The sequence below is a fragment of the Ochrobactrum sp. WV_118_8 genome (assembly GCF_039631535.1).
Lineage (GTDB): Bacteria > Pseudomonadota > Alphaproteobacteria > Rhizobiales > Rhizobiaceae > Brucella > Brucella anthropi.
Genome location: NZ_JBDIUZ010000002.1, coordinates 608,235 through 629,090 on the forward strand (window position 1 = coordinate 608,235; position 20,856 = coordinate 629,090).

The following is a 20,856-nucleotide window of genomic DNA, read 5'->3' on the forward strand; positions in this document are numbered from 1 at the left end:
TTCGCCGTCTTTGATCTGAATCAAACTGTCATTGTATTGAATCGCCTAGTTCTGAACTCACCTTGTAAAGCTCACCGGAGCTGAATGATGATGAAGATACCTCCGGCTGTGGCTGTTCCAGCCCGGCTTGTTCCGCCTTTTCTGATCGCCCCTTTTGTCTCGCGCATTTTCTTTCAAGTAATGCGCGCGCATCCGGGCCTCTTCGAGCGTCTCGGAGACTATGCGAAGAAGCGGTTCCGTTTTCGCCCGTCCGACATACCATTCGCTTTTGTGATTGAGCCGGATAAGCCGCGCATCACAATCGTGCGCGACGACGAAGCGACGGAAGTCGATGCAGGCATCGAAGGGCCACTGGTTATGCTGCTCGCGCTTCTCGAAGGTAAGCTTGATGGAGATGCGCTGTTCTTCTCCAGGGATATTACCGTCACGGGCGACATGGAGGCCATGCTGGCGCTTCGCAATGCGCTGGATGACTGCAATATAGACCTTCCATCCGACCTCGGCACAAGTGCCGGACCGTTTGCCCCGATGGTCCGCGGCATTGCAAACTACGTACGCAGCAAGGCCCTCGGCAAGGAAGCTACCGGATGGAACTGATTTGTCCTGCAGGAACGCCATCGGCCTTGCGTGAAGCAGTGGGTGCTGGAGCGGATGCGGTCTATTGCGGCTTTCGCGACGAAACGAATGCACGCAACTTTCCCGGCCTTAACTTCAGCCGTGACGAACTGCGCGATGCAATCCAGTTCGCCCATGCCCGCAAAACACAGGTTTTCGTTGCCATCAATACGTTCATGCGCGCAGGCGATGAGCACATTTGGTATCAAGCCGTAGACGATGCGTCCTCCCTTGGTGCAGACGCAGTCATTCTCGCCGATTTCGGGCTCATGGCCTATACTGCCGAGAAGCATCCGACACAGCGGCTCCACGTATCCGTACAGGCCTCAGCTTCCAACGCAGACGCGATTCAGTTTCTCGTCAATGCATTCAAGGCTAAGCGTGTCGTGTTACCACGCGTACTGACCATCGCTGATATTGCGAAACTCGGCCGCAAGATCGGCTGCGAAATGGAAGTATTCGTATTCGGTGGACTATGTGTGATGGCAGAAGGACGATGCTCTCTGTCGTCCTACGCCACTGGCAGATCGCCCAACATGAACGGTGTTTGCTCACCGGCCAGCCACGTCCGCTACCGGCAAGACGGAGAGGAACTCGTCTCCGAGCTCGGTGATTACACGATCAACCGTTTTCCTTTGGGCGAACCCACCGGCTATCCGACACTCTGCAAAGGCCGCTTCAATATCGCAGACGATCAAGGTTATGCATTTGAAGATCCGGTTTCGCTCGATGTCATGAATCATATCGATGAGTTGCGGGCGGCAGGCGTCTCGGCGCTCAAGATTGAAGGGCGCCAGCGTGGCAAGGCTTATGTTGGTGAAGTCGTCTCCACACTTCGTCAGACACTCGCAGCAAGTCCCGAAAGCCGCGCCGCCCTTCTGTCCCGCCTCCGTCTGCTGAGCGAAGGCCAGCAAACGACTTCGGGCGCTTACGACAAACGCTGGAGATAGATATGTCAGCACCCAGCCTCAGCCTTGGTCCCGTTCTCTTCCTGTGGGACGGCCCAAAATGGCGGGATTTTTATTTTCGTATCGCCGATGAAGCCCCGATCGACCGCGTCACCGTCGGTGAAATCGTCTGCTCCAAACGGTTCCATTTCCTGACACCTTATATGGATGCTGTGATCGAGCGGCTGCAACGCGCAGGAAAAACGGTGAACGTCGGTTCGCTGGCGCTTGTCATGCTTGAACGGGAAGCAAAACAGGTTCGTCACACGATCAAGGAGGCGACACTACCGGTGGAAGCAAACGATCTGTCGGCACTGGGGCTGTTGTCCGGTGTGCCGCATATAGTCGGTCCACTGGTCAATGTTTATAATGCTGCGACTGCCAAGGTTCTTGCGGCCCGTGGTGCACAGTCTATCTGCCTGCCGCCAGAGTTACCAATCAGTTCAATCCGGGAGATCGTCAAAGCCGCGCCTGAGATTGCGTTTGAAGTATTCACGTTCGGACGAGTGCCGCTCGCCATTTCAGCTCGTTGTGCGCATGCGCGATCCAAGGGCCACATAAAGGACAACTGCCAATTTGTTTGCGGTGAAGAGCCCGACGGACTGCCAGTCAAGACCCTGGATAGCCAACCATTTCTGGCACTGAACGGTGTGCAGACGCTCTCTCATACCTGTCAGTCACTGATTGAGGACCTGCCTGAGCTGCAAGAAGCAGGGATCAGGCGTTTTAGACTGTCACCGCAGGACTGCGACATGGTGGAAGTAGCCCATATCCATGACGAGGTGCTAAACCGATCTATCAGCCCTGACGACGGCATTGCGCGCTTGAGAACTGTCTATCCGGGCGTCCCGCTCTCCAACGGGTTCTTGCATGGGAACATCGGGGCTGCATGGATCAGCCGTCAGCGGTCGGCGGCTGCAAACTAGATCGAGACCGTTCTTACTTCTATCGGAAGAACTCTAGCTCTCGCCTTCGGCAATCGATTTCAGATGCCGGAGGTCGCGAACGAGCAACGATTGTCTGCCACCTTCCACCCAGCCCTTAGTCTGCCACTGGCTGATAATACGCGAAACCGTGTGCAAAGTTGTTCCGGTCAGTTCAGCGATATCCTGTCGCGAAACCGGAAAATCGATACGCACACCGCCACTTTCTTTTACCCCAGCTTCGCGAACAAGTCTCAGCACTGCATGTGCCACGCGCGGTTCGACTTCTTGCGTTGATATCTCTCTGATGCGATTGTGCGCGGCATCCAGTCTGCGCCCGATCATCTGCATCGTATTCACAGCGAGTGCGGGGCTGCGCGCCATGAAATCAGTCATCATTTCCATCGGCCAGGCAAGGACGGAACTATCGACCGCGGCCAGAGGCGTACCGGGATAGTCTTTGCGCCCCAACGCTACCGCGAAGCCGAAAAGTTCTCCGGGATTGACGACCCGCACAATAATCTGCTGCCCATCGGCAGTAACTTGCATGACTTTCAACCGTCCATGCAACAACACAAAAAAGTGGCTTGCATCGTCACCTTGATTGAAGACGGCGGCTCCTTTCGGAACAGCGCGCCGAGTAGCCAGACCAAGAAACTGATCAAAACCCGCATCATCCATGCCGGCAAAGACCGACAGGGAGCGGATCTGTATTTTATCAAGGGGGGTAGCCATCACATCCTCATTGCCAGACCGCCGTCTGGCAAAAACTTGGCGTCAATATCAGCGGGTTCGCTGGCATCGTTATCAAACCAACCCCGTAATGAAAACATCAATCACGCTTTCTGAAGGTCGAAGCGTCAATTGCAAGCTTTTGCAGGCGGGCGTAGAGACTGCGCCGCGGCAATTGCAGCAGAACTGCAGCAACCCCTACATCACCGTTGCAACGATCCAACGTCGCGCGAATAACGCCGTCTTCAAAACGGTCCATCTGTTCCGACAGCGAAAGCGGACTGGGCTCCGTAATTGGATCGTGGCGCAATCCCAACACGACCTGCTTGGCATAATTGCGTAGTTCGCGGACATTTCCCGACCATTCGTCCGAGTTCAATCGCGCTTCAATGACTGCATCAATTGCAGGTCGCGGTTGGCTGAACTGTGCTGCCGCTTCGTCAAGAAAATAGGAGAAAAGCAGACCGATATCCTTCCGCCGCTCGCGCAGAGGCGGAACACGGAGCCTGACCGTTTCAAGGCGATAAAACAAATCGGAACGAAAGCGACCGGAAGTCACAGCTTCCTCCAGATTGCCTTTCGCAGCCGCTATGATCCTTAGATTGACCGCGCGCGGCTCTCCTGAAAGCGAAGGCAACTCACGCTCTTCGACAACACGCAGCAGCTTGCCCTGAACGGACAGTGACATGCTGTCGACTTCGTCGAGAAATAACGTGCCGCGATCCGCGTCGGCTATTCTCCCGCGCTGGATGCGACTGCCGAACAGAACCTCATCGGCAATGACGTCGGGCAAGGCGGCACAATCGATAGCAACAAAACTGCGGGCATGACGTGCGCTCCAGCGGTGCAGGAGGCGAGCCACCAATTCTTTTCCGGTCCCGGTTTCGCCTTCTATCAACACATCGACATCGACACTGGCAAGCTGGCGGATCGTGTCACGCAATCGCACCATCACCGGAGTTTCACCAAGTAGAGGATAATCCTGCTCGGCATCTGCCGCAGCCCGGCGAAGGCGGCGATTTTCCAGCACCAGTCGGCGCATTTCCAGGGCGCGGCGAACGCTCGATATCAGATGATCAGCAGCAAATGGTTTGGCTATGAAATCGAAGGCGCCTTTCTTGAGCGAGGCCACGGCCATTCCAATGTCGCCATGTCCAGTCATCAAAATAACCGGCAGTTCCGGGTCACGCGTCAACAATGTTTCCATCACCGCATGTCCATCAACCCGCGGCATGCGGATATCGGTCACAACGATTCCCGGATAGTCAGGCGTCAAACTGGTCAAAGCGGACTGACCGTCACCGTGCACTTCAATATCAAGACCTGCGATTTCAAATGAATCGGCCAAGGCCGTACGAAATGCCGCATCGTCATCGACCAGCATCACGCGCAAAGGCTCACTTTCCGTCAAGGCCACCCTCCTCTTTCGCCCGCTTCAAGGTTGCCGCAAAAGCTGCACCGCCAAGCTGCGATGGAACGACGCGTAGCGTTCCTTCCAATTCAGTCATGAGGTCTCTCGCGATGCCCAGCCCCAGACCGAGGCCGTCCGCTTTTCCTGTAACAAATGGGCTAAAAATCTCGTCAGCCAATTGGGGATCAATGCCGGGTCCGTTATCGTCCACGACAAGAGAAATCTGGTCGCTCTCGTCGCGGACGCTGAACGAAACACGTGGATTCTCGGTATTCCTCACTGCATCCAACGCGTTCTGCAGCAAATTCACAAGCACTTGCTCTGATCGGACGCGGCAGGCAAGTATCACCAAGTTGGAACGCTCGGGTATATCCAGCTGAACGTTGGCGTTGCGGAACCGGTCTCCCATTAGCAGCATTGTGCCATCCACAAGCTCATTCAGAGGGAGCGAGCGAACGACACCGCTGCGACGGCGCGCAAACCGGCGCATTTCCTGTGTGATAGAGCCTATGCGCGCTGTCAGTTCCACAGATGTATTGAGGTTTTGGGCGACCTTATCGAGCTTGCCATGTGCTAGATGATGCTGTGCGTTTTCGGTGAGCGTCCGAATGGTCGCAACAGGTTGGTTGATTTCATGCACCAGCCCTGCGGTTATCGATCCGAGGGAGGCGAGCCTGTTCGCCTGGGCGAGCTCTTCCCGCGCATCACGAAAGCGTTTGTCAGCCAGTTCACGTTCCGCCATTTCCGCGCTCAATGCGGCAGTGCGCTCTTCAACTGCAGTCTCGAGTTCGGCACGATAGGCTGCCGCACGCGCTGCGCGGCTCACTCGCCAGTAAACGGCACCGGCGATCATGACAAAAACGAGCATAACTGCCACCGTTATCAGGCGCGCAAGGTCGTTGGCAGCGCGTAGCGCCCGCCCCATAGGTTCGATATGAACCAGTTTCAGAGACGTTTCGGCAATCGGCTCGTCGACCGCAACTGAATATTGGCCGGACGGCCCGATCATCATCCCATCCGGCGCAAAACGATAATTGCTCGGCTTCATATCCGCAGCATTGAACTGTCCACTCTCGATAATCTTTGTGCGTTCTGTAGTTGATATAGTCTGAAAAGAGCGAAGGTCTTCGGCCTTATCAGTGGAGGCCAGTATGATCCCGCGAGGATCAACAACGAAGGTCTGGCCGGGGTCATTTGCCCATGTTTGCACCAGTCTGTGGAATTCAAATTTGATGACGACCACACCAACCGGATTAGCCTGATCACCGATGCGCCGCGCCAAAAAAAGGCCGAAACGCCCACTCAAATCACCTATGGCATAATATTCTGCCGAACCTCCTGCCATCGCGCCCTTGAAATAAGGCCGGAAATCGTAATTGCGTCCGACAAAGCTCTCCGGCGTATTAGCATTCGATGACGCAATAACAGTTCCGTCACGAGCGATCACATAGATGATTGGCGAACCGATCTGATGTGCAAGAAGTTCAAGCTTTTGGTTCAGACGAGTGGTCGCGTCCTCCGATCTGCCAGCAAGCACATCACGCAGATCGCTATACTCCTTCAAAACCACAGGCAACAACCGGAACTTTGCCAGTTCACTGTCTATCAGGCGGGTCTGTTGACGCGCTACAAGCGTCGCATTTTGCCGAAGTCCATCAAGCGCCTCGTTTTCCGCCCACAGCCGGGCGGAAAACCACACACCGATTGCCAGTAAGAAAGCGAGGGCAACCAAAAGGAATTTTGTAATCTTCGATGGCACCTTCATTTGTGCATATTTATGCAAATTCAAACGAATAGTCACGCAGAATCTTGCACAAGACCCGCACGAAAGTAAATCGAAATCCGCAGAAAATCATTTAATTTCAATATTTTAATCTTTTTAAATTCGCTCTCTGGTGATCATTGTTCAGCTACAGCATGTTAGCGCTACTTCGAAAAGGGAGTTTCGAAGGGAGGAGCTTAACCGTGAACCGCATCAATATAGCACCCGCATCGCAATCACTTCCAGAGCCGCTCTTATCGACCGGGTCACTGATATTGCGTGCTCGAAGCTGAAGCGGAGCGCGGAATGAGATTATTCACCAGCGCCAAGCAAGCCTTCTCTCACGAACCCAAGTGGAAGTGCAGAGAGACGAGTTGATGGCGACGGAAAAACACCCTGAAACCGTTTCGCTGATCCGGTTCCACAACAAGGGGTGAAATTCAAAAATCCAGAGATTGGAAGGAGCAACCCATGGTCTCAATTACAAGTGAACGGAGTGAAGTGCAAAGCACCAATAGCCGCCTGAAATCCATCATCGGTGGCTCGACCGGTAATCTGGTCGAATGGTTCGACTGGTATGTTTACGCAGCATTCGCGCTCTATTTTGCACCGCACTTCTTCCCGTCTGAAAGCCAGACCGCGCAGCTTATGAGTGCTGCCGCAGTCTTTGCAGTCGGCTTTGTCATGCGCCCCATCGGTGCGTGGATCATGGGTATTTACGCCGACCGCAAGGGTCGCAAGGCGGGTCTTGCACTGTCCGTGACGCTGATGTGTGCAGGTTCGCTCATCATCGCACTGACGCCCGATTACCAGACCATCGGCCTCGCAGCTCCGGCCCTTCTCGTGCTCGCACGTTTGATGCAGGGCCTGTCAGTCGGCGGCGAATATGGCGCTAGCGCCACCTATCTGTCGGAAATGGCGGGCAAGGATCGTCGCGGCTTCTTCTCCTCGTTCCAGTATGTCACGCTCATTTCAGGCCAGCTTCTCGCAATCTTGCTTTTGATTGTGCTTCAGTCGACCATGGAAACCCCGGCACTGGAGGCCTGGGGCTGGCGTATTCCGTTCTTCATCGGCGCACTGCTTGCCGTTGTAGTATTCTGGCTGCGTCGCGGCCTGGCGGAAACCGAAAGCTTCAAGAACGCCAAGACCAAAGACACTCCAAAGTCCGGTTTCTGGACGCTTATCAAGCATCATCCGAAGGAAACCGCTCTCGTCATGCTTCTGACTGCCGGCGGTACGCTCGCATTCTACGCTTACTCGATCTATATGCAGAAATTCCTAGTGAATACGTCCGGCTTCAGCCGTGAAGTAGCGAGCCAGATCAATGCCGTGACCCTTTTCGTCTTCATGTGCCTGCAGCCCATCGCTGGCGCTTTGTCAGACAGGATTGGTCGTAAGCCATTGATGATCGCGTTCGGCGCCGCAGGTGTTCTTTTCACCTATCCGATTTTCACGACGCTGGAACAGACCCGCGACCCGATCACGGCTGGTCTGCTGGTCATGGGTGCGCTCATCATCGTCACCGGCTACACCTCCATCAACGCTGTGGTGAAGGCGGAACTTTTCCCGGCGCATATCCGTGCACTCGGCGTAGCCCTGCCCTACGCACTGGCCAACACTCTCTTCGGTGGTACTGCCGAATATGTTGCACTAAGCTTCAAGAATGGTGGCTGGGAACGCGGCTTCTACTGGTACGTCACCATCATGATCGGCATTTCCCTTATCGTTTATCTGCGTATGCGGGATACGAGCAAGGACAGCATGATCAAGGAAGACTGATACTGCCTCCCAAGCGACAAAATGCCGGACTTAACGTCCGGCATTTTTATTCCTCCTGTTGTACTGTCCGAAACCGCCCAGGGCTTTGCCCCATCCATTTATGGAAGGCGCGATAAAAGGCGCTCGGCTCACTGTAGCCAAGTTCGGCAGCCACCTCCGCCACGCTCAACCTGTTTTCCTGCAAAAGCCTTTCAGCAATAACGAACCGCAACTCATCCTTGATCGTGCCGAAGCTCTGCCCCTCCCCGCGCAGCCTGCGTCGCAAGGTCGGTACGGACATGCCAAGTCCCTTCGCGAGCTCTTCAAAAGAAGGCCAGTCTGTGATTGGCAAAGCATTCAATTGTGCGCGTACCCTTGCGGAAAGATCATTATCATGACGATAGCGGATCAGAATATTGGCGGGAGCTTCTCGTAAAAAACTGTCCAGCGCTACATCGCTGCGAATGATCGGCAGTGATAGATAAGACGATGAAAAAACCAGTCGCGTCACCGGCTGGTCGAACAGGACCGGCGCTCCGAAGAACTTGTGATAGTCTTGACGGTGGACCGGTGCCGGACAAGCAAAGTCGAGCGTCCGCAACGGAATACGTCGCCCGATCAGCCAGCAGACCACACCCATCAGGATCAGCCAATAGGCACGATAAGCAAAGGCAGGTCTCGGGTGCCCGGCATCGGTCAGAACGACATGGGCCATGCCATCGCGGATCCGCAATTCGCCCCGCGGATCATCCAGCACTACATTGAGAAACTGCAAAGCCCGTCGCAAAGCCCGTTCCAGCGTGCCAGCATGCAGCACGGCATGACAAAGCAGATTGAAGCTGCCGGGGCGCATCGGCCTTGCAGCCAGCCCAAAGAATTCGTCGTTGATCGTTTCGGCAATCAGCCACCACAAACGACCATATTCCACATTAGTGACGGGTTCTGTCACTGTCTCCGGCAGGCCGATCTTCGCCATCAGGGCAGCCGTATCTATGCCCCGGACACGCACGCTTTCGAGCGCATCCTCGACAAAGCCCGGTGCAATATTATGGCGTTCCATGGCTTCTCTATGTTGCAAAATCGATCACACATTAATGCATCTAATGTCATTGTTTGCAATGCGTGACGCGTTAACCTTTAGGCATGGTTGGCCACGAGGAGGTGGCGGTCAGGGAGGTTATACTGGATGACTGAAACGTCCGTTTCAGCGCGATTGATGCGTTATGATGATGCCGTCGCGCAATTTCGCATCGAAGATGCCATTGCAAAGCTTCACGGCAATCCTGAAACAGGCATGAATGCCTGTATTGAATGCTGCGACCGGCATACGGGTGATAATCGCGTAGCCCTGCGCGCGATTGCAGCCAATGGCGAACTTTCCGAATTTACCTTCGAGAACCTGCGCGATATGGCCGCTCGTGTCGGCAATGTACTGAAAGATGCAGGTGTCGGCGCTGGTGACGTGGTCGCCAGCCTGTTGCCGCGCGCACCAGAACTCATTGCAACCATTCTCGGCGCATGGCGTATCGGCGCTATTTATCAGCCGCTTTTCACCGCTTTCGGCCCAAAAGCAATCGAACACCGCCTGAAAACCAGCGGCGCAAAACTGGTCGTCACCAACACGGCTAACCGCTCCAAGCTGACAGAAGTTGAAAACTGCTCCAAAGTCGCAATCGTGCTGGCACCCGGCGAAGACTTACCAGCCGGCGACATCGATTTTCGCGTGGCAGCGGCTTCTGCTTCAGTTGACTGCGCGCCGGTGCTTCGCAAGGGCAGCGATCTGTTCATGATGATGTCGACTTCCGGCACCGCTGGCCTGCCCAAAGGCGTACCGGTCCCGCTTTATGCGCTATTGGCGTTCGGTGCCTATATGCGCGAAGCCATCGGTCTGCGTTCCGACGATATCTTCTGGAACATTGCCGATCCGGGCTGGGCCTATGGCCTTTACTATGCTGTGACTGGTCCGTTGCAGCTTGGCATGGCAACCACGCTTTACGAAGGTGGTTTCACCGCCGAAAGCACCTACGAGATTATCGAGCGCCTTGGCGTCACCAGCCTTGCCGGTTCGCCGACTGCCTTCCGTCTGTTAATGGCCGAGGGACCGGAAGCTGCGAAACGTGTCAAAGGTCGCCTGCGTGTGGTGTCGAGTGCCGGAGAACCGCTTAACCCGGAAGTCATTCGCTGGTTCGACGTATATCTTGGCGCACCGATTTACGATCATTACGGCCAGACCGAACTCGGCATGGTGGTGAATAATCATCACGGCCTTGAACATTCCGTTCGACACGGTTCGGCTGGCTATGCAATGCCCGGCTATCGCATCGCCGTTCTGGATGAACAGAGCAATGAGCTCGGTCCTAATCAGCCCGGCATTCTTGCTGTCGATATTGCAAAATCGCCGCTTCTCTGGTTTTCCGGCTATTACAGGCAGGAAACACCAGCCATTGCGGACGGTTACTATCGCACCGGAGATACAGTGGAATTCGAGCCGGATGGTTCGATCAGCTTCATAGGCCGTGCCGATGACGTTATAACATCATCAGGTTATCGCATTGGACCCTTCGATGTCGAAAGCGCCCTTCTTGAACACGCAGCCGTCAACGAAGCAGCGGTCGTCGGCGTACCTGACCCGCAACGAACGGAAATTCTGAAGGCATTCGTTATTCTTGCACCCGGTTTCGAAGGTACGCATGAACTGAAGGATGAGCTGGCGTTGCACGTGAAGAAGCGGCTCTCCGCCCATTCCTATCCGCGCGAAATCGATTTCGTGAACGAGCTTCCCAAGACACCAAGCGGAAAAATCCAACGGTTCCTCCTACGCAAGGCGGAAATCGACAAACAGCAACAGGCGAAGGCCTGAGGACAAGAATATGCAGATTAAGGATCGGGTATTTCTGATTACTGGCGCAAGCTCTGGCCTCGGTGCAGCAGTTGCGAAAATGGCCGTCAATGCCGGTGGCAAAGTCATGCTTCTCGATGTAAATGCGGAAGCTGGCGAAGCGCAGGCCAAGACGCTTGGTTCGGCGGCGAACTTTCATCGCACCGACGTCACCAGCGATGCGGATGGCAAGGCTGCCATCGCGGCTGCGCTTGAGGCTTTCGGGCACGTCGATATACTCATCAATTGTGCGGGTGTGGCACCGGGCGAAAAAGTTCTCGGTCGCGACGGCGCACATAAGCTGGAAAGCTTCACGCGCGCAATTTCGATCAATCTGATTGGCACATTCAACATGCTGCGCCTTGCTGCCGAAGCTATGGCAAAGAACGAGCCCGGTGAAGGCGGAGAACGTGGCGTCATCATCAACACGGCGTCGGTTGCAGCCTTTGACGGCCAGATTGGGCAAGCTGCCTATTCCGCTTCCAAGGGCGGCGTTGCTGCCATGACCTTGCCTGTGGCGCGCGAGCTTGCGCGATATGGCATCCGCGTCATGACCATTGCGCCTGGAATTTTCGCCACGCCGATGATGGCGGGCATGCCGCAGGAAGTGCAGGATGCCCTCGGCGCTTCCGTGCCTTTCCCGCCTCGCCTCGGTCGCCCGGACGAATATGCGGCTCTTGCCCGCCACATCGTGGAAAACCAGATGCTCAACGGTGAAGTCATCCGTCTGGATGGCGCACTTCGCATGGCAGCAAAGTAACGAGGAACAATCATGTCCAACAGCGATCCTATTGTCATTGTCGGTGCTTCGCGTACTCCCATGGGCGGCTTTCAGGGCGATTTTGCCAACGCCCAGGCGACCGATCTTGGTGCCGCCGCCATTCGCGGCGCACTTGCGGGCGCGGGTCTTGCACCGGAAGCGGTCGAAGATGTCTATATGGGCTGTGTTCTGCCTGCCGGTCAGGGGCAGGCTCCGGCACGACAGGCCTCAATCAAAGCCGGATTGCCGGTTTCAACCGGCGCGACGACGGTCAACAAGATGTGCGGCTCAGGCATGAAGGCAACCATGCTGGCGCACGATCTGCTGCTGGCAGGTTCTGCCGATGTCATCGTGTCCGGCGGCATGGAGAGCATGACGAACTCCCCCTATCTGCTGCCAAAGGCACGTGGTGGGTATCGTATGGGACACGGCCAGATTATCGACCATATGTTCCTCGATGGGCTTGAAGATGCCTATGACAAAGGTCGTCTGATGGGCACCTTTGCCGAAGACTGCGCGGAAGCCTACCAGTTTACTCGCGAAGCTCAGGATGAGTTCGCCATTGCCTCTCTGACACGTGCGCAGAATGCTATCACGAACGGCCTTTTCGCTGCCGAAATTACCCCCGTTTCAGTGAAAGCTGGACGTAGCGAAGTTGAAATTTCCATTGATGAGCAGCCCGGCAAGGCGAAACTGGACAAAATTCCCACCCTTCGCCCGGCATTTCGTGATGGCGGCACCGTGACGGCTGCCAATTCCTCCTCGATTTCGGACGGGGCGGCAGCCCTTGTTCTCATGCGTGCTTCCGAAGCGGAAAAGCGCGGCCTCACCCCACGTGCGGTTCTGGTCGGCCATGCGACCCATGCCGACAAGCCGAATCTCTACCCGACCGCCCCGATCGGCGCCATAAACAAGCTTTCCGCGAAAATCGGCTGGAACCTGAAAGATGTCGATCTCTTTGAGATCAATGAAGCTTTTGCGGTCGTAACCATGGCGGCCATGCGTGATCTTGATCTACCGCACGACAAAGTCAACATTCATGGTGGCGCCTGCGCCCTTGGCCATCCCATCGGCGCGTCAGGGGCGCGCATACTTGTCACCCTGCTTTCAGCCCTCGAAACCCATGGTCTGAAGCGCGGTGTTGCTGGCATCTGTCTGGGCGGCGGCGAAGCGACTGCGGTTGGTATCGAGAGGATCGTCTGATGCTCTTGAGCGATACGCAGGAGCAGATTCGCGACGCCGCCCGGCAGTTCGCGCAGGAACGGCTCGCGCCGGGTGCCGCCGCACGTGACAGGGAGCACACTTTTCCACGCGCGGAGCTCGCCGAAATGGGCGAGCTTGGTTTTCTCGGAATGCTGGTGCCGGAAGAATGGGGGGGGGCCAATCTCGGTACGGTTGCCTACGCTCTGGCGCTGGAAGAGATTGCTGCGGGCGATGGGGCATGTTCGACCATCGTTTCGGTCCATTCATCCGTCGGCTGCGTTCCGATCCTGCGTTTCGGCACCGAAGAACAGAAAAAGCGTTTTTTGCCCAAGATGGCAGCCGGTGAATGGATCGGCGGGTTCGCGTTGACCGAACCACAGGCCGGCTCGGATGCGTCTGCGCTCAAAACCCGTGCACGCCGCGACGGCGATCATTACGTGATCGACGGTTCCAAGCAGTTCATCACATCGGGCAAGAATGGCAGCGTGGTGATCGCTTTTGCCATCACCGATCCATCGGCAGGCAAGAAAGGCATTTCGGCTTTCATCGTGCCGACCGATACTCCGGGCTACGAAGTTGTTTCCGTGGAACACAAGCTCGGCCAGCATTCGTCGGATACCTGTGCGCTCGCTTTCACCAACATGCGCATCCCAGTAGAGAACCGACTGGGCGATGAGGGCCAGGGCTACAAAATCGCGCTTGCCAATCTGGAAGGCGGACGCATCGGCATTGCGGCACAATCAGTCGGTATGGCTCGCGCAGCGTTCGAAGCTGCATGCGCTTACGCCAAAGAGCGCATTACATTCGGTAAGCCGATTATCGAGCATCAGGCCGTCGCTTTCAGACTCGCCGACATGGCAACGAAGATTGAGACAGCCCGTCAGATGGTTCTCCATGCAGCTGCGCTGCGCGAGGCGGGCAAACCCTGCTTGACCGAAGCATCAATGGCCAAACTCGTCGCCTCCGAAATGGCAGAACAGGTCTGCTCCGCCGCGATCCAGATTCATGGCGGCTACGGTTACCTTGCTGATTATCCGGTTGAGCGCATTTATCGCGATGTTCGCGTGTGCCAGATTTACGAAGGCACCAGCGACGTACAGCGTCTCGTTATAGCGCGAGGATTGTGACGGTCACCTGCGATAGTGTTTGCAAGTCACAGTGAAAATCGGCCAAAAGATCGTGTGCGGATACGAGGTCTATCCGCGTGCAGAATGTGAGGTCCGATGACTGTTCGCCCGATTGTATGCTATCCGGATAAACGACTGCGCGCTATTGCCGAGCCGATCACCCTGTTCGACAGCGCTTTGCAGGAATTAGGCACCGATCTTCTCGATACAATGCGCGCAGCACCGGGCATCGGTATCACCGCGCCACATGTCGGCATATCGAAACGTTTGGTGGTTTTAGAACTACCGACCGAGCCAAGCCCGAAATTCTATGTGAATCCGGAAATAGTCTGGGCTTCGGACGAAAAAATCCATCATCAGGAAGGTAGCGTTTCGATGCCGGGCGTAGTCGACGACGTCGAGCGCCACGCCCGCATCAAAATTCGCCATCAAGACCTGAGTGGCACCGAGCAAACCGAGGAATCGGAAGGCTTGCTCGCCGTTTGCCATCAGCACGAAATAGACCAGCTCGACGGTATTTTCTGGATTCAGCGCCTCTCGCGATTGCGTCGAGACCGCCTCATCAAACGTTTTGAGAAATCGCAGCGCCAGAGATAGTTGGCGCTGCGAAATACACTCAATAGAGCAGACGGGCCCGGATCGTGCCGGGAATTTGGCGAATGGCTTGCAGAACCGTTTCGCTGGCCTCACCGACGCCGTCTGCTTCCATCACAAGATAACCCACTTCGCCATCGGTTTGCAGAAACTGACTGGCGATGTTGATGTTATGCGTCGAGAAAATATTCACGAGGCTGTTGAGGATGCCCGGGCGGTTTTCATGCACGTGCATGAAGCGCGTACCCGTGGGACGCGGCGGCAGTTGGACTTGCGGGAAGTTGACAGCGCCCAGCGTGGAACCGACATCAGAATATTCGACCAGTTTTCTGGTGACTTCCAAACCGATACGTTCCTGCGCTTCTTCTGTCGATCCGCCGATGTGCGGTGTGAGAATGACGTTCTCCAGCCCCTGAATCGGGGAGACAAACCTGTCGTTGTTGGAGGCTGGTTCAACCGGGAACACGTCAATGGCAGCGCCTGCAAGGTGACCTTCCTGCAGAACCTTCGCCAGAGCCTCCAGATCAACAACCGTACCGCGCGCATTGTTGATGAGAAAGGCTCCCTTCTTCATCTTGCGCAGTTTCGCTTCGGTAATCAGCTTCGAAGTCGACTTGTTGGACGGCACGTGCAGGCTGACGACATCCGAAATCTTCAGCAGCTCATCGAGGCTCGCAGCCGGTTTGACATTACCATATTGCAGCTTGTCGGAAGTATCGAAGTAGCGCACCGTCATGCCGAGGCTTTCGGCCAGATTGCCGACCTGCGAACCGATATTGCCATAACCGATGATACCAAGCGTCTTGCCGCGCACTTCGCGGCTGCCGTTTGCCGTTTTGTCCCAACCGCCTGCATGTGCGGAGACGGAGCGTGGGAAAATCCGGCGCATCAGCATGATGATTTCGCCAATCACCAGTTCTGCGACCGAACGGGTATTCGAAAATGGTGCGTTGAAGACCGGAATGCCGCGCTTGCGGGCAGCTTTCAATTCAACCTGATTAGTTCCAACCGAGAAGCAACCCACTGCAATCAGGCGGTTAGCCGCGGCAAAAATCTCTTCAGTCAGCTGCGTCCGCGAACGAATTCCGACGATATGCGCAGACGAAATCGCTTCAATCAGATCGACTTTATCCAGCGCCTTCGGCAGATGCGTGACATTGGTGTAACCGGAAGCTTTGAAGTAATCGACGGCCGTTTGATTGATGCCCTCCAGTAGAAGAACATTGATGCGGTCGCGTGCGAGAGAGAGACGTTCAGTCATTTTGGGGATTTCCAAGCTGTAACAGCAGATAGTCGGTTTACGACATGAATGAACGCACAGCCGTCGTCAACAGGATGGACTGAAAGATTTCACCCCGATTGCAGATTCATGAAGAAAGTGAACGGAGCAGTGTCTTTTCAGAAACCTGGGCGGACCTATCTGAATATCATGGCACATTACGAAAGCTTGCATTTGACTCGTCCGCCAGCCGAGCCAAAGATGCCCTTAATGATAGCAACCAGAGGAATGCTCCCGATGAGTGAAACGATCACCCTAGATACGCATGAAGCCATTCGGGACTGGGTGGCCGCTCGCAATGGAAACCCGGCTTTTGTCAGCACTTCCATAGACCCCGATGCAGTGCCCGTTTTGCGAATTGTTTTCGAACCGGAATTCGTCGCCGATGTCGAACGACCCTTGGATGCTGGCGGTCTTGAAGTCGTGGAATGGGAAGATTGGTTTCGCGTGTTCGATCAGGAAAAACTGGTCATGCTGGTAGCCCACTCAAAGCCGGGAAAACTTGATAATTTCTACCAGATCCTCCCGTCCTGATTGCTATTTAGACAATCATTTAATGCCTGTCAGGTGGGCCGGCTTCGAACCAGCCCGCCTGATTGACAATTCAGCTTTTCAGTTTCTTGCCGACGATTTCTGCGACCAGAGCCAGTGAAATGGCGCCTGCGTCGGGATGGCCAATGCTCTTTTCTGCCAACGGTCTTGCCCGACCGAGTTTCGGAGTAAGCGGAGCTGTCGCTTCCGCAGCCACCTTGGCGACTTCAGCGGCTTGTTTCCATGCATCAGCAAGTGGTTTTCCCGATGCAAATGCGTTTTCGAGCGTTTCCACGAAAGGCACAAATGCATCCACCAATGTCTTGTCGCCGGGTTTCGCGCGGCCGAGAGTTGTTACGGCATCAAGCGCGCGCCTGCCACCGCGAACGACTGCACCATCATCAATGTTGCCATTATCGGAGAGCTCCGCACTCCACGAGCGCAACAGAAGCCCCCACAGAGCTCCGGAGGTCCCTCCGGCCCGATCTGCCCAGTCATCGCCTGCAACAGCCAATACGCTTGCGGTCCCGGCCCCAGCCTTGACGGCCTGATCAGCTGCATCTTTTGCAGCTGCAGAGCCACGTCGCATGCCCTGACCGTGATCACCGTCGCCGGCGAAGGCATCGATGCGGCCCAGTTCTTCTTCAGCCTCGACCAACACGTCTGCGACGGCGTGCAAAATTCCCTGAATGCAAACGCCACCGGCACGCCCGGCTTCATCCGCCTTAGCAAAATCGGGGGCTGCATCCTCGTTGGCAATGACATTGTTCGCAGGCTCGACTGCGATCGCTTCGCCGCGACGTAGAACCGGAGTATCGCAAGCTGCGGTCCAGTAGCGCTCGAGTTCGTCATCGAGCCAAAGAAGGGTCAGTGAACAACCTTGCATATCAAGGCTGGTTACAAATTCACCCGCTTCCGGTGCTACAGTATCGAGACCGGCTTTTTCCAGCAGCGACGCAATCGCCGTCCACAGGACAAACAGTTCTTCGTACTTGGTGGCCCCTAGGCCATTCAGGATAACGCCAACTTTTTGCGTTCCTTTTGGACGTTCCGCCAGAAGTTTTTCCACCAGCAGGCTTGCCAGACCGGAGGCAGGCAGGATCGCCTCCTCCTTGATCCCCGGTTCGCCGTGAATGCCGAGACCAAGCGCCATCTGACCTTCCGGTACCGTAAAGAGCGGATGCGGTGCGCCCGGCAAGGTGCAGCCTTTGAAGGCAACGCCAAAGGAGACAGTGTTCGCGTTCGCGTGGCGTGACAGCCGTTCGACTTCGTCCAGTGACAGACCGGCTTCGGCAGCGGCACCCGCGATTTTGAACACAACCAGATCTCCAGCAATGCCGCGCCGCTTCTCATGCATATCAGCCGGAGCGCTAGCCACATCGTCGGTTACGGGTACGATGCGGACATCAATACCTTCGGCACGCAAGCGTTCGGCAGCAACGCCGAAATTAAGAACGTCTCCGGCGTAATTGCCGAATCCCAGCAGAATACCGCCGCCCTTGTGCGCCTGTCGGCAGACGCGCGCCACTGCCGCAGTGGAAGGCGAAGCAAATACGTCACCAGCAACTGCTGCATCCGCCAAGCCCGGCCCGACGTAACCAGCAAATGCCGGGTAATGACCCGAGCCACCTCCGACAACCACAGCAACTTTACCTTGAGGCACCTTTGTGGAACGAACAACGCCGCCACGCACGTGGCGAACATAGCGGTTATAGATACTGGCAAACCCGGCAAGAGCGGTCGAGGCAAACTCCTCCGGCGCGTCGAAAATCGTCGTCATTGAAACAGTCCTTGGTCTGGGTCATTAGCCGCGTGGCAGGATGCGGCGCAGGTAGTCACGATTTGTAGCCGAAACGGAGAGCCCGTCGCCACCATAATGTTCGCATAAGAAGGGGCTGGCAAAACCGTGATCCAGCGCCATCCTGATAGCTGTGCGATAATTGATGATCCCGCTTTCAAGGGGAGCTGGATGCGTGACGGTCACACCGGATGCTGGGTCTTCCGTACGGGTGTAATTCTTGACGTGCCAGAACTTTGCGTAAGGCGCCACCTTCTCCATCATCTTCTGCCAATGTTCGACCGGACGGTGCAGACGGATGAGATTGCCAAGATCGGCATTGATCCCGACATTGTCGAGGCCAACTTCCTCAACGAAACGGACTGAACTGTCCGCAGTGCCAAGATAGGTATCTTCGTACATTTCAAGCGACAGCTCTATACCAAGCTCATCCGCATGGCGACCGAGTTCACGAATTCGCTCAACAGCCTTGTTCCACACAGCCGGATCGTCCGGGTTCTTAGCACCATCGACCGTCCAGAACCACAATGCCTGTTTTTGAGCGTCCGTCAGCGGTTCAAAAAGCCCGAAGGAAACGCAGCTCGCGCCAATTTCCTTAGCGGTGTCGATGACCCTGTGACCATAAGCCAGATATTCGTCGCCGTGTTGTGCGTCGATCACGCTGCGTCGCGACGTCGAAATTGCAGGAATAGTAAAGCCGAGCGATTTGACGACCGCCATAAATTCACTGAGACGAATCGATGACAAGTCAGCCAGTCGCAGCCAGCTGTCGGTCGGATCAAGTTCGGTAAACCCTGCATCCGCAACATCGGACAAAGTGCGGGCCCAATCTTCCACCGACTGATCCTGCACCGAACTGCCGTCCGGCAGCATATTGGGATACTGGATCATCGCTGCTGCAATTGGCCAGGTTTCGCGTGTCCATTTGGAAATCGTCTGTTGCAACTTACATTCCTGTTCTTTTGCGTGATCCATCGACATCAGGCCACGTTGCCGTTACCGGAGGGAATTTCGGGTTTCCGGCTACGCAGTTTGCCAATGCCCCAGAAGATGGCGGGTGAAACAAGCAGGAAGACGCCGAGCGTCATCAGCGATGCAACCAGGCCATTCGACCAGAATATCGAAAGCTGACCGCTGGACATCATCATCGACTGACGGAATGCATCTTCTGCCTTGTCTCCGAGAACCATGGCTAGAACCAACGGTGCCAGCGGATAGTCGAGTTTCTTGAAGATATAGCCCAGCACGCCAAATGCGATCACCAGCCAGACGTCGGTTATCGAGTTGGCGACCTGATAAGCGCCGGAGAAAATGACCGCGACAATGATCGGCCCGATGATCGAGAACGGCACGCGCAGAATAGATGCGTAGAGCGGCACGGTCGCAATGACCAGAATAACGGCGACAATATTGCCGAGATACATGGATGCAATCAGACCCCAGACGAAATCCGGGCGATCCGTGAACAATGTCGGGCCGGGAGTGAGGCCCCAGATCATCAGGCCGCCCATCATCACAGCAGCGGTAGCCGAACCCGGAACACCAAGTGCCAGCATGGGGAGAAGCGCAGATGTACCGGCAGAATGGTCAGCGGTTTCCGGAGCCACGATACCGCGGGTCCCCCTTGCCGAACTTCGATTTATCGCGGGCGGAACGACGAGCCACGCCATAGCTCATAAAGGATGCAGCCGTTGGTCCGGCGGGCGTTATGCCCATCCAGATACCGATCAGCGTTGAGCGTGCAAGCGTGAACCAGTAACGCGGTATCTCCAGTAGCGTACGCCCGATCTCACCGAGACGCACCCGTGCCTTGATGCCATCAAAGCGCAGCCCCTCCTCCGTCGTCAGCAACAGTTCGCCGATCCCGAACAGGCCCATCACTGCAATCAGAAAGGAGATACCCTTGATGAGTTCCGGTATTTCAAATGTCAGGCGCAAATTGCCGGAGATAGTGTCCATGCCCACCGAGGCAAAGGCAAAACCGATCATCATGGAAACGAGCGTCTTGAAGGGCGATTGAGCACCCATGGATATAAAGCTGGCGAAAGCCAGAAAATAAACAGCGAAATACTCTGGCGATGAAAATCGCAGGGCGAAATTGGCAACCCAACTAGAGAGCAGTGTAATCATCATCACACCAGCCAGCGCGCCGATGCCAGCCGAAACGAATGCCAGCGTCAGGGCGCGGCTCGCATGTCCGGCCTTCGCCATCGGATATCCATCGAAAGTGGTGGCAACGGACGAAGGCTCGCCCGGTATATTGAAAAGAATGGACGTGGTTGATCCACCGAACAATGCCCCCCAATACATACAGGACAACAGAATGATCGCGGAGATGGGGTCCATTGTAAAAGTCAGTGGCAAAAGCAGGGAAACACCATTGGGCGCACCCAATCCCGGCAGGACACCAACCAAAATTCCAAGCGTTACACCCAGCATCATCAGCAAAACATGATTGAAACTGAGTATGTGGGCGAAGCCATCCATCAGGAGACTGAAGTTTTCCATGTCTTTCCTCCCAAGACATCGGACTTTCCG

The 20,856-nt window shown here is 55.7% G+C and carries 17 protein-coding genes and 1 pseudogene; 10 read left to right on the top strand and 8 right to left on the bottom strand.

Annotation, left to right across the window (positions count from 1 at the left end; all coding sequences use genetic code 11):
• Positions 1-87: 87 nt before the first annotated feature.
• The 3 genes from ubiT to ABDF71_RS16935 are packed head-to-tail and all read left to right on the top strand — an operon-like array spanning position 88 to position 2,488.
• Positions 88-597 carry a ubiquinone anaerobic biosynthesis accessory factor UbiT gene (gene ubiT / locus ABDF71_RS16925; RefSeq protein ID WP_258125164.1) on the top strand — a complete coding sequence of 170 codons (510 nt, stop codon included), beginning with the start codon at positions 88-90 and terminating at the stop codon, positions 595-597.
• Entirely contained in the window at positions 588-1,565 is a 978-nt protein-coding gene (gene ubiU, locus ABDF71_RS16930) for a ubiquinone anaerobic biosynthesis protein UbiU (protein WP_029929923.1), read from the top strand. Before ubiT ends, ubiU begins: the two co-directional genes overlap by 10 nt.
• Before the next feature lie 2 nt (positions 1,566-1,567).
• On the top strand, positions 1,568-2,488 hold the full coding sequence (locus ABDF71_RS16935; protein ID WP_029929921.1) for a U32 family peptidase: 921 nt from the start codon (positions 1,568-1,570) through the stop codon (positions 2,486-2,488).
• Between the two features lie 33 nt (positions 2,489-2,521).
• Here ABDF71_RS16935 and ABDF71_RS16940 read toward each other — a convergent pair whose 3' ends face one another.
• From ABDF71_RS16940 to ABDF71_RS16950, 3 genes are all read right to left on the bottom strand, one after another.
• A complete protein-coding gene (locus ABDF71_RS16940; protein WP_258125163.1) occupies positions 2,522-3,220 on the bottom strand; it encodes a Crp/Fnr family transcriptional regulator in 699 nt (232 codons plus the stop codon).
• A gap of 97 nt (positions 3,221-3,317) precedes the next feature.
• The gene (locus ABDF71_RS16945) at positions 3,318-4,628 is read right to left on the bottom strand and encodes a sigma-54-dependent transcriptional regulator (protein WP_258125162.1); all 1,311 of its coding nucleotides are present in this window, start codon (positions 4,626-4,628) and stop codon (positions 3,318-3,320) included.
• Positions 4,615-6,393: a sensor histidine kinase gene (locus ABDF71_RS16950; RefSeq protein WP_258125161.1), complete on the bottom strand. Its 1,779-nt coding sequence runs from the start codon at positions 6,391-6,393 to the stop codon at positions 4,615-4,617. The genes ABDF71_RS16945 and ABDF71_RS16950 overlap by 14 nt, the downstream gene beginning before the upstream one ends.
• Before the next feature lie 468 nt (positions 6,394-6,861).
• Between ABDF71_RS16950 and ABDF71_RS16955 the strand changes: the two genes are divergently transcribed.
• A complete protein-coding gene (locus ABDF71_RS16955; RefSeq protein ID WP_010661743.1) occupies positions 6,862-8,169 on the top strand; it encodes an MFS transporter in 1,308 nt (435 codons plus the stop codon).
• Between the two features lie 46 nt (positions 8,170-8,215).
• Here ABDF71_RS16955 and ABDF71_RS16960 read toward each other — a convergent pair whose 3' ends face one another.
• Positions 8,216-9,208: an AraC family transcriptional regulator gene (locus ABDF71_RS16960; protein ID WP_500061693.1), complete on the bottom strand. Its 993-nt coding sequence runs from the start codon at positions 9,206-9,208 to the stop codon at positions 8,216-8,218.
• 126 nt (positions 9,209-9,334) lie between these two features.
• Here ABDF71_RS16960 and ABDF71_RS16965 point away from each other — a divergent pair, with 126 nt between their 5' ends.
• The 5 genes from ABDF71_RS16965 (at position 9,335) to ABDF71_RS16985 (ending at position 14,713) form a co-directional block, all read left to right on the top strand.
• Complete coding sequence (locus ABDF71_RS16965) at positions 9,335-11,008, top strand: acyl-CoA synthetase (RefSeq protein WP_258125160.1); 1,674 nt, start codon at positions 9,335-9,337, stop codon at positions 11,006-11,008.
• A gap of 10 nt (positions 11,009-11,018) precedes the next feature.
• Positions 11,019-11,786 (top strand): 3-hydroxyacyl-CoA dehydrogenase, encoded by a 768-nt coding sequence (locus ABDF71_RS16970; protein ID WP_010661740.1) that lies wholly within the window; start codon positions 11,019-11,021, stop codon positions 11,784-11,786.
• A 12-nt stretch (positions 11,787-11,798) separates the two neighbouring features.
• Positions 11,799-12,989, top strand: a complete 1,191-nt coding sequence (locus ABDF71_RS16975) for an acetyl-CoA C-acyltransferase (RefSeq protein ID WP_125335720.1) — start codon at positions 11,799-11,801, stop codon at positions 12,987-12,989.
• A complete protein-coding gene (locus ABDF71_RS16980; RefSeq protein WP_258125159.1) occupies positions 12,989-14,116 on the top strand; it encodes an acyl-CoA dehydrogenase family protein in 1,128 nt (375 codons plus the stop codon). The genes ABDF71_RS16975 and ABDF71_RS16980 overlap by 1 nt, the downstream gene beginning before the upstream one ends.
• A 96-nt stretch (positions 14,117-14,212) precedes the next feature.
• Complete coding sequence (locus ABDF71_RS16985; protein WP_010661737.1) at positions 14,213-14,713, top strand: peptide deformylase; 501 nt, start codon at positions 14,213-14,215, stop codon at positions 14,711-14,713.
• A 19-nt stretch (positions 14,714-14,732) separates the two neighbouring features.
• On the opposite strand, the gene serA is transcribed toward ABDF71_RS16985, so the two are convergent.
• A complete protein-coding gene (serA, locus tag ABDF71_RS16990; RefSeq protein WP_258125158.1) occupies positions 14,733-15,971 on the bottom strand; it encodes a phosphoglycerate dehydrogenase in 1,239 nt (412 codons plus the stop codon).
• 255 nt (positions 15,972-16,226) lie between these two features.
• Between serA and ABDF71_RS16995 the strand changes: the two genes are divergently transcribed.
• Positions 16,227-16,523, top strand: coding sequence for a hypothetical protein (locus ABDF71_RS16995; RefSeq protein WP_010661735.1), 297 nt, complete (start codon positions 16,227-16,229; stop codon positions 16,521-16,523).
• A 70-nt stretch (positions 16,524-16,593) separates the two neighbouring features.
• Here ABDF71_RS16995 and ABDF71_RS17000 read toward each other — a convergent pair whose 3' ends face one another.
• The 3 genes and pseudogenes from ABDF71_RS17000 to ABDF71_RS17010 form a co-directional block, all read right to left on the bottom strand.
• On the bottom strand, positions 16,594-18,300 hold the full coding sequence (locus ABDF71_RS17000; RefSeq protein WP_151616513.1) for a dihydroxyacetone kinase family protein: 1,707 nt from the start codon (positions 18,298-18,300) through the stop codon (positions 16,594-16,596).
• Positions 18,301-18,324: 24 nt separating this feature from the next.
• The gene (locus ABDF71_RS17005; RefSeq protein WP_010661733.1) at positions 18,325-19,299 is read right to left on the bottom strand and encodes a sugar phosphate isomerase/epimerase family protein; all 975 of its coding nucleotides are present in this window, start codon (positions 19,297-19,299) and stop codon (positions 18,325-18,327) included.
• Positions 19,299-20,826: pseudogene (locus ABDF71_RS17010) on the bottom strand (tripartite tricarboxylate transporter permease). The gene ABDF71_RS17005 and the pseudogene ABDF71_RS17010 overlap by 1 nt, the downstream one beginning before the upstream one ends.
• Positions 20,827-20,856: the final 30 nt, after the last annotated feature.

What these genes read in the sequence shown, in the direction of transcription:
- ubiT (WP_258125164.1), top strand. Translation starts at nt 88, where the DNA reads ATGATGAAGATACCTCCGGCTGTGGCTGTTCCAGCCCGGCTTGTTCCG.
- ubiU (WP_029929923.1), top strand. Translation starts at nt 588, where the DNA reads ATGGAACTGATTTGTCCTGCAGGAACGCCATCGGCCTTGCGTGAAGCA.
- ABDF71_RS16935 (WP_029929921.1), top strand. Translation starts at nt 1,568, where the DNA reads ATGTCAGCACCCAGCCTCAGCCTTGGTCCCGTTCTCTTCCTGTGGGAC.
- ABDF71_RS16940 (WP_258125163.1), bottom strand. Translation starts at nt 3,220, where the DNA reads ATGGCTACCCCCCTTGATAAAATACAGATCCGCTCCCTGTCGGTCTTT.
- ABDF71_RS16950 (WP_258125161.1), bottom strand. Translation starts at nt 6,393, where the DNA reads ATGAAGGTGCCATCGAAGATTACAAAATTCCTTTTGGTTGCCCTCGCT.
- ABDF71_RS16955 (WP_010661743.1), top strand. Translation starts at nt 6,862, where the DNA reads ATGGTCTCAATTACAAGTGAACGGAGTGAAGTGCAAAGCACCAATAGC.
- ABDF71_RS16960 (WP_500061693.1), bottom strand. Translation starts at nt 9,208, where the DNA reads ATGGAACGCCATAATATTGCACCGGGCTTTGTCGAGGATGCGCTCGAA.
- ABDF71_RS16965 (WP_258125160.1), top strand. Translation starts at nt 9,335, where the DNA reads ATGACTGAAACGTCCGTTTCAGCGCGATTGATGCGTTATGATGATGCC.
- ABDF71_RS16970 (WP_010661740.1), top strand. Translation starts at nt 11,019, where the DNA reads ATGCAGATTAAGGATCGGGTATTTCTGATTACTGGCGCAAGCTCTGGC.
- ABDF71_RS16975 (WP_125335720.1), top strand. Translation starts at nt 11,799, where the DNA reads ATGTCCAACAGCGATCCTATTGTCATTGTCGGTGCTTCGCGTACTCCC.
- ABDF71_RS16980 (WP_258125159.1), top strand. Translation starts at nt 12,989, where the DNA reads ATGCTCTTGAGCGATACGCAGGAGCAGATTCGCGACGCCGCCCGGCAG.
- ABDF71_RS16985 (WP_010661737.1), top strand. Translation starts at nt 14,213, where the DNA reads ATGACTGTTCGCCCGATTGTATGCTATCCGGATAAACGACTGCGCGCT.
- serA (WP_258125158.1), bottom strand. Translation starts at nt 15,971, where the DNA reads ATGACTGAACGTCTCTCTCTCGCACGCGACCGCATCAATGTTCTTCTA.
- ABDF71_RS16995 (WP_010661735.1), top strand. Translation starts at nt 16,227, where the DNA reads ATGAGTGAAACGATCACCCTAGATACGCATGAAGCCATTCGGGACTGG.
- ABDF71_RS17000 (WP_151616513.1), bottom strand. Translation starts at nt 18,300, where the DNA reads ATGACGACGATTTTCGACGCGCCGGAGGAGTTTGCCTCGACCGCTCTT.
- ABDF71_RS17005 (WP_010661733.1), bottom strand. Translation starts at nt 19,299, where the DNA reads ATGTCGATGGATCACGCAAAAGAACAGGAATGTAAGTTGCAACAGACG.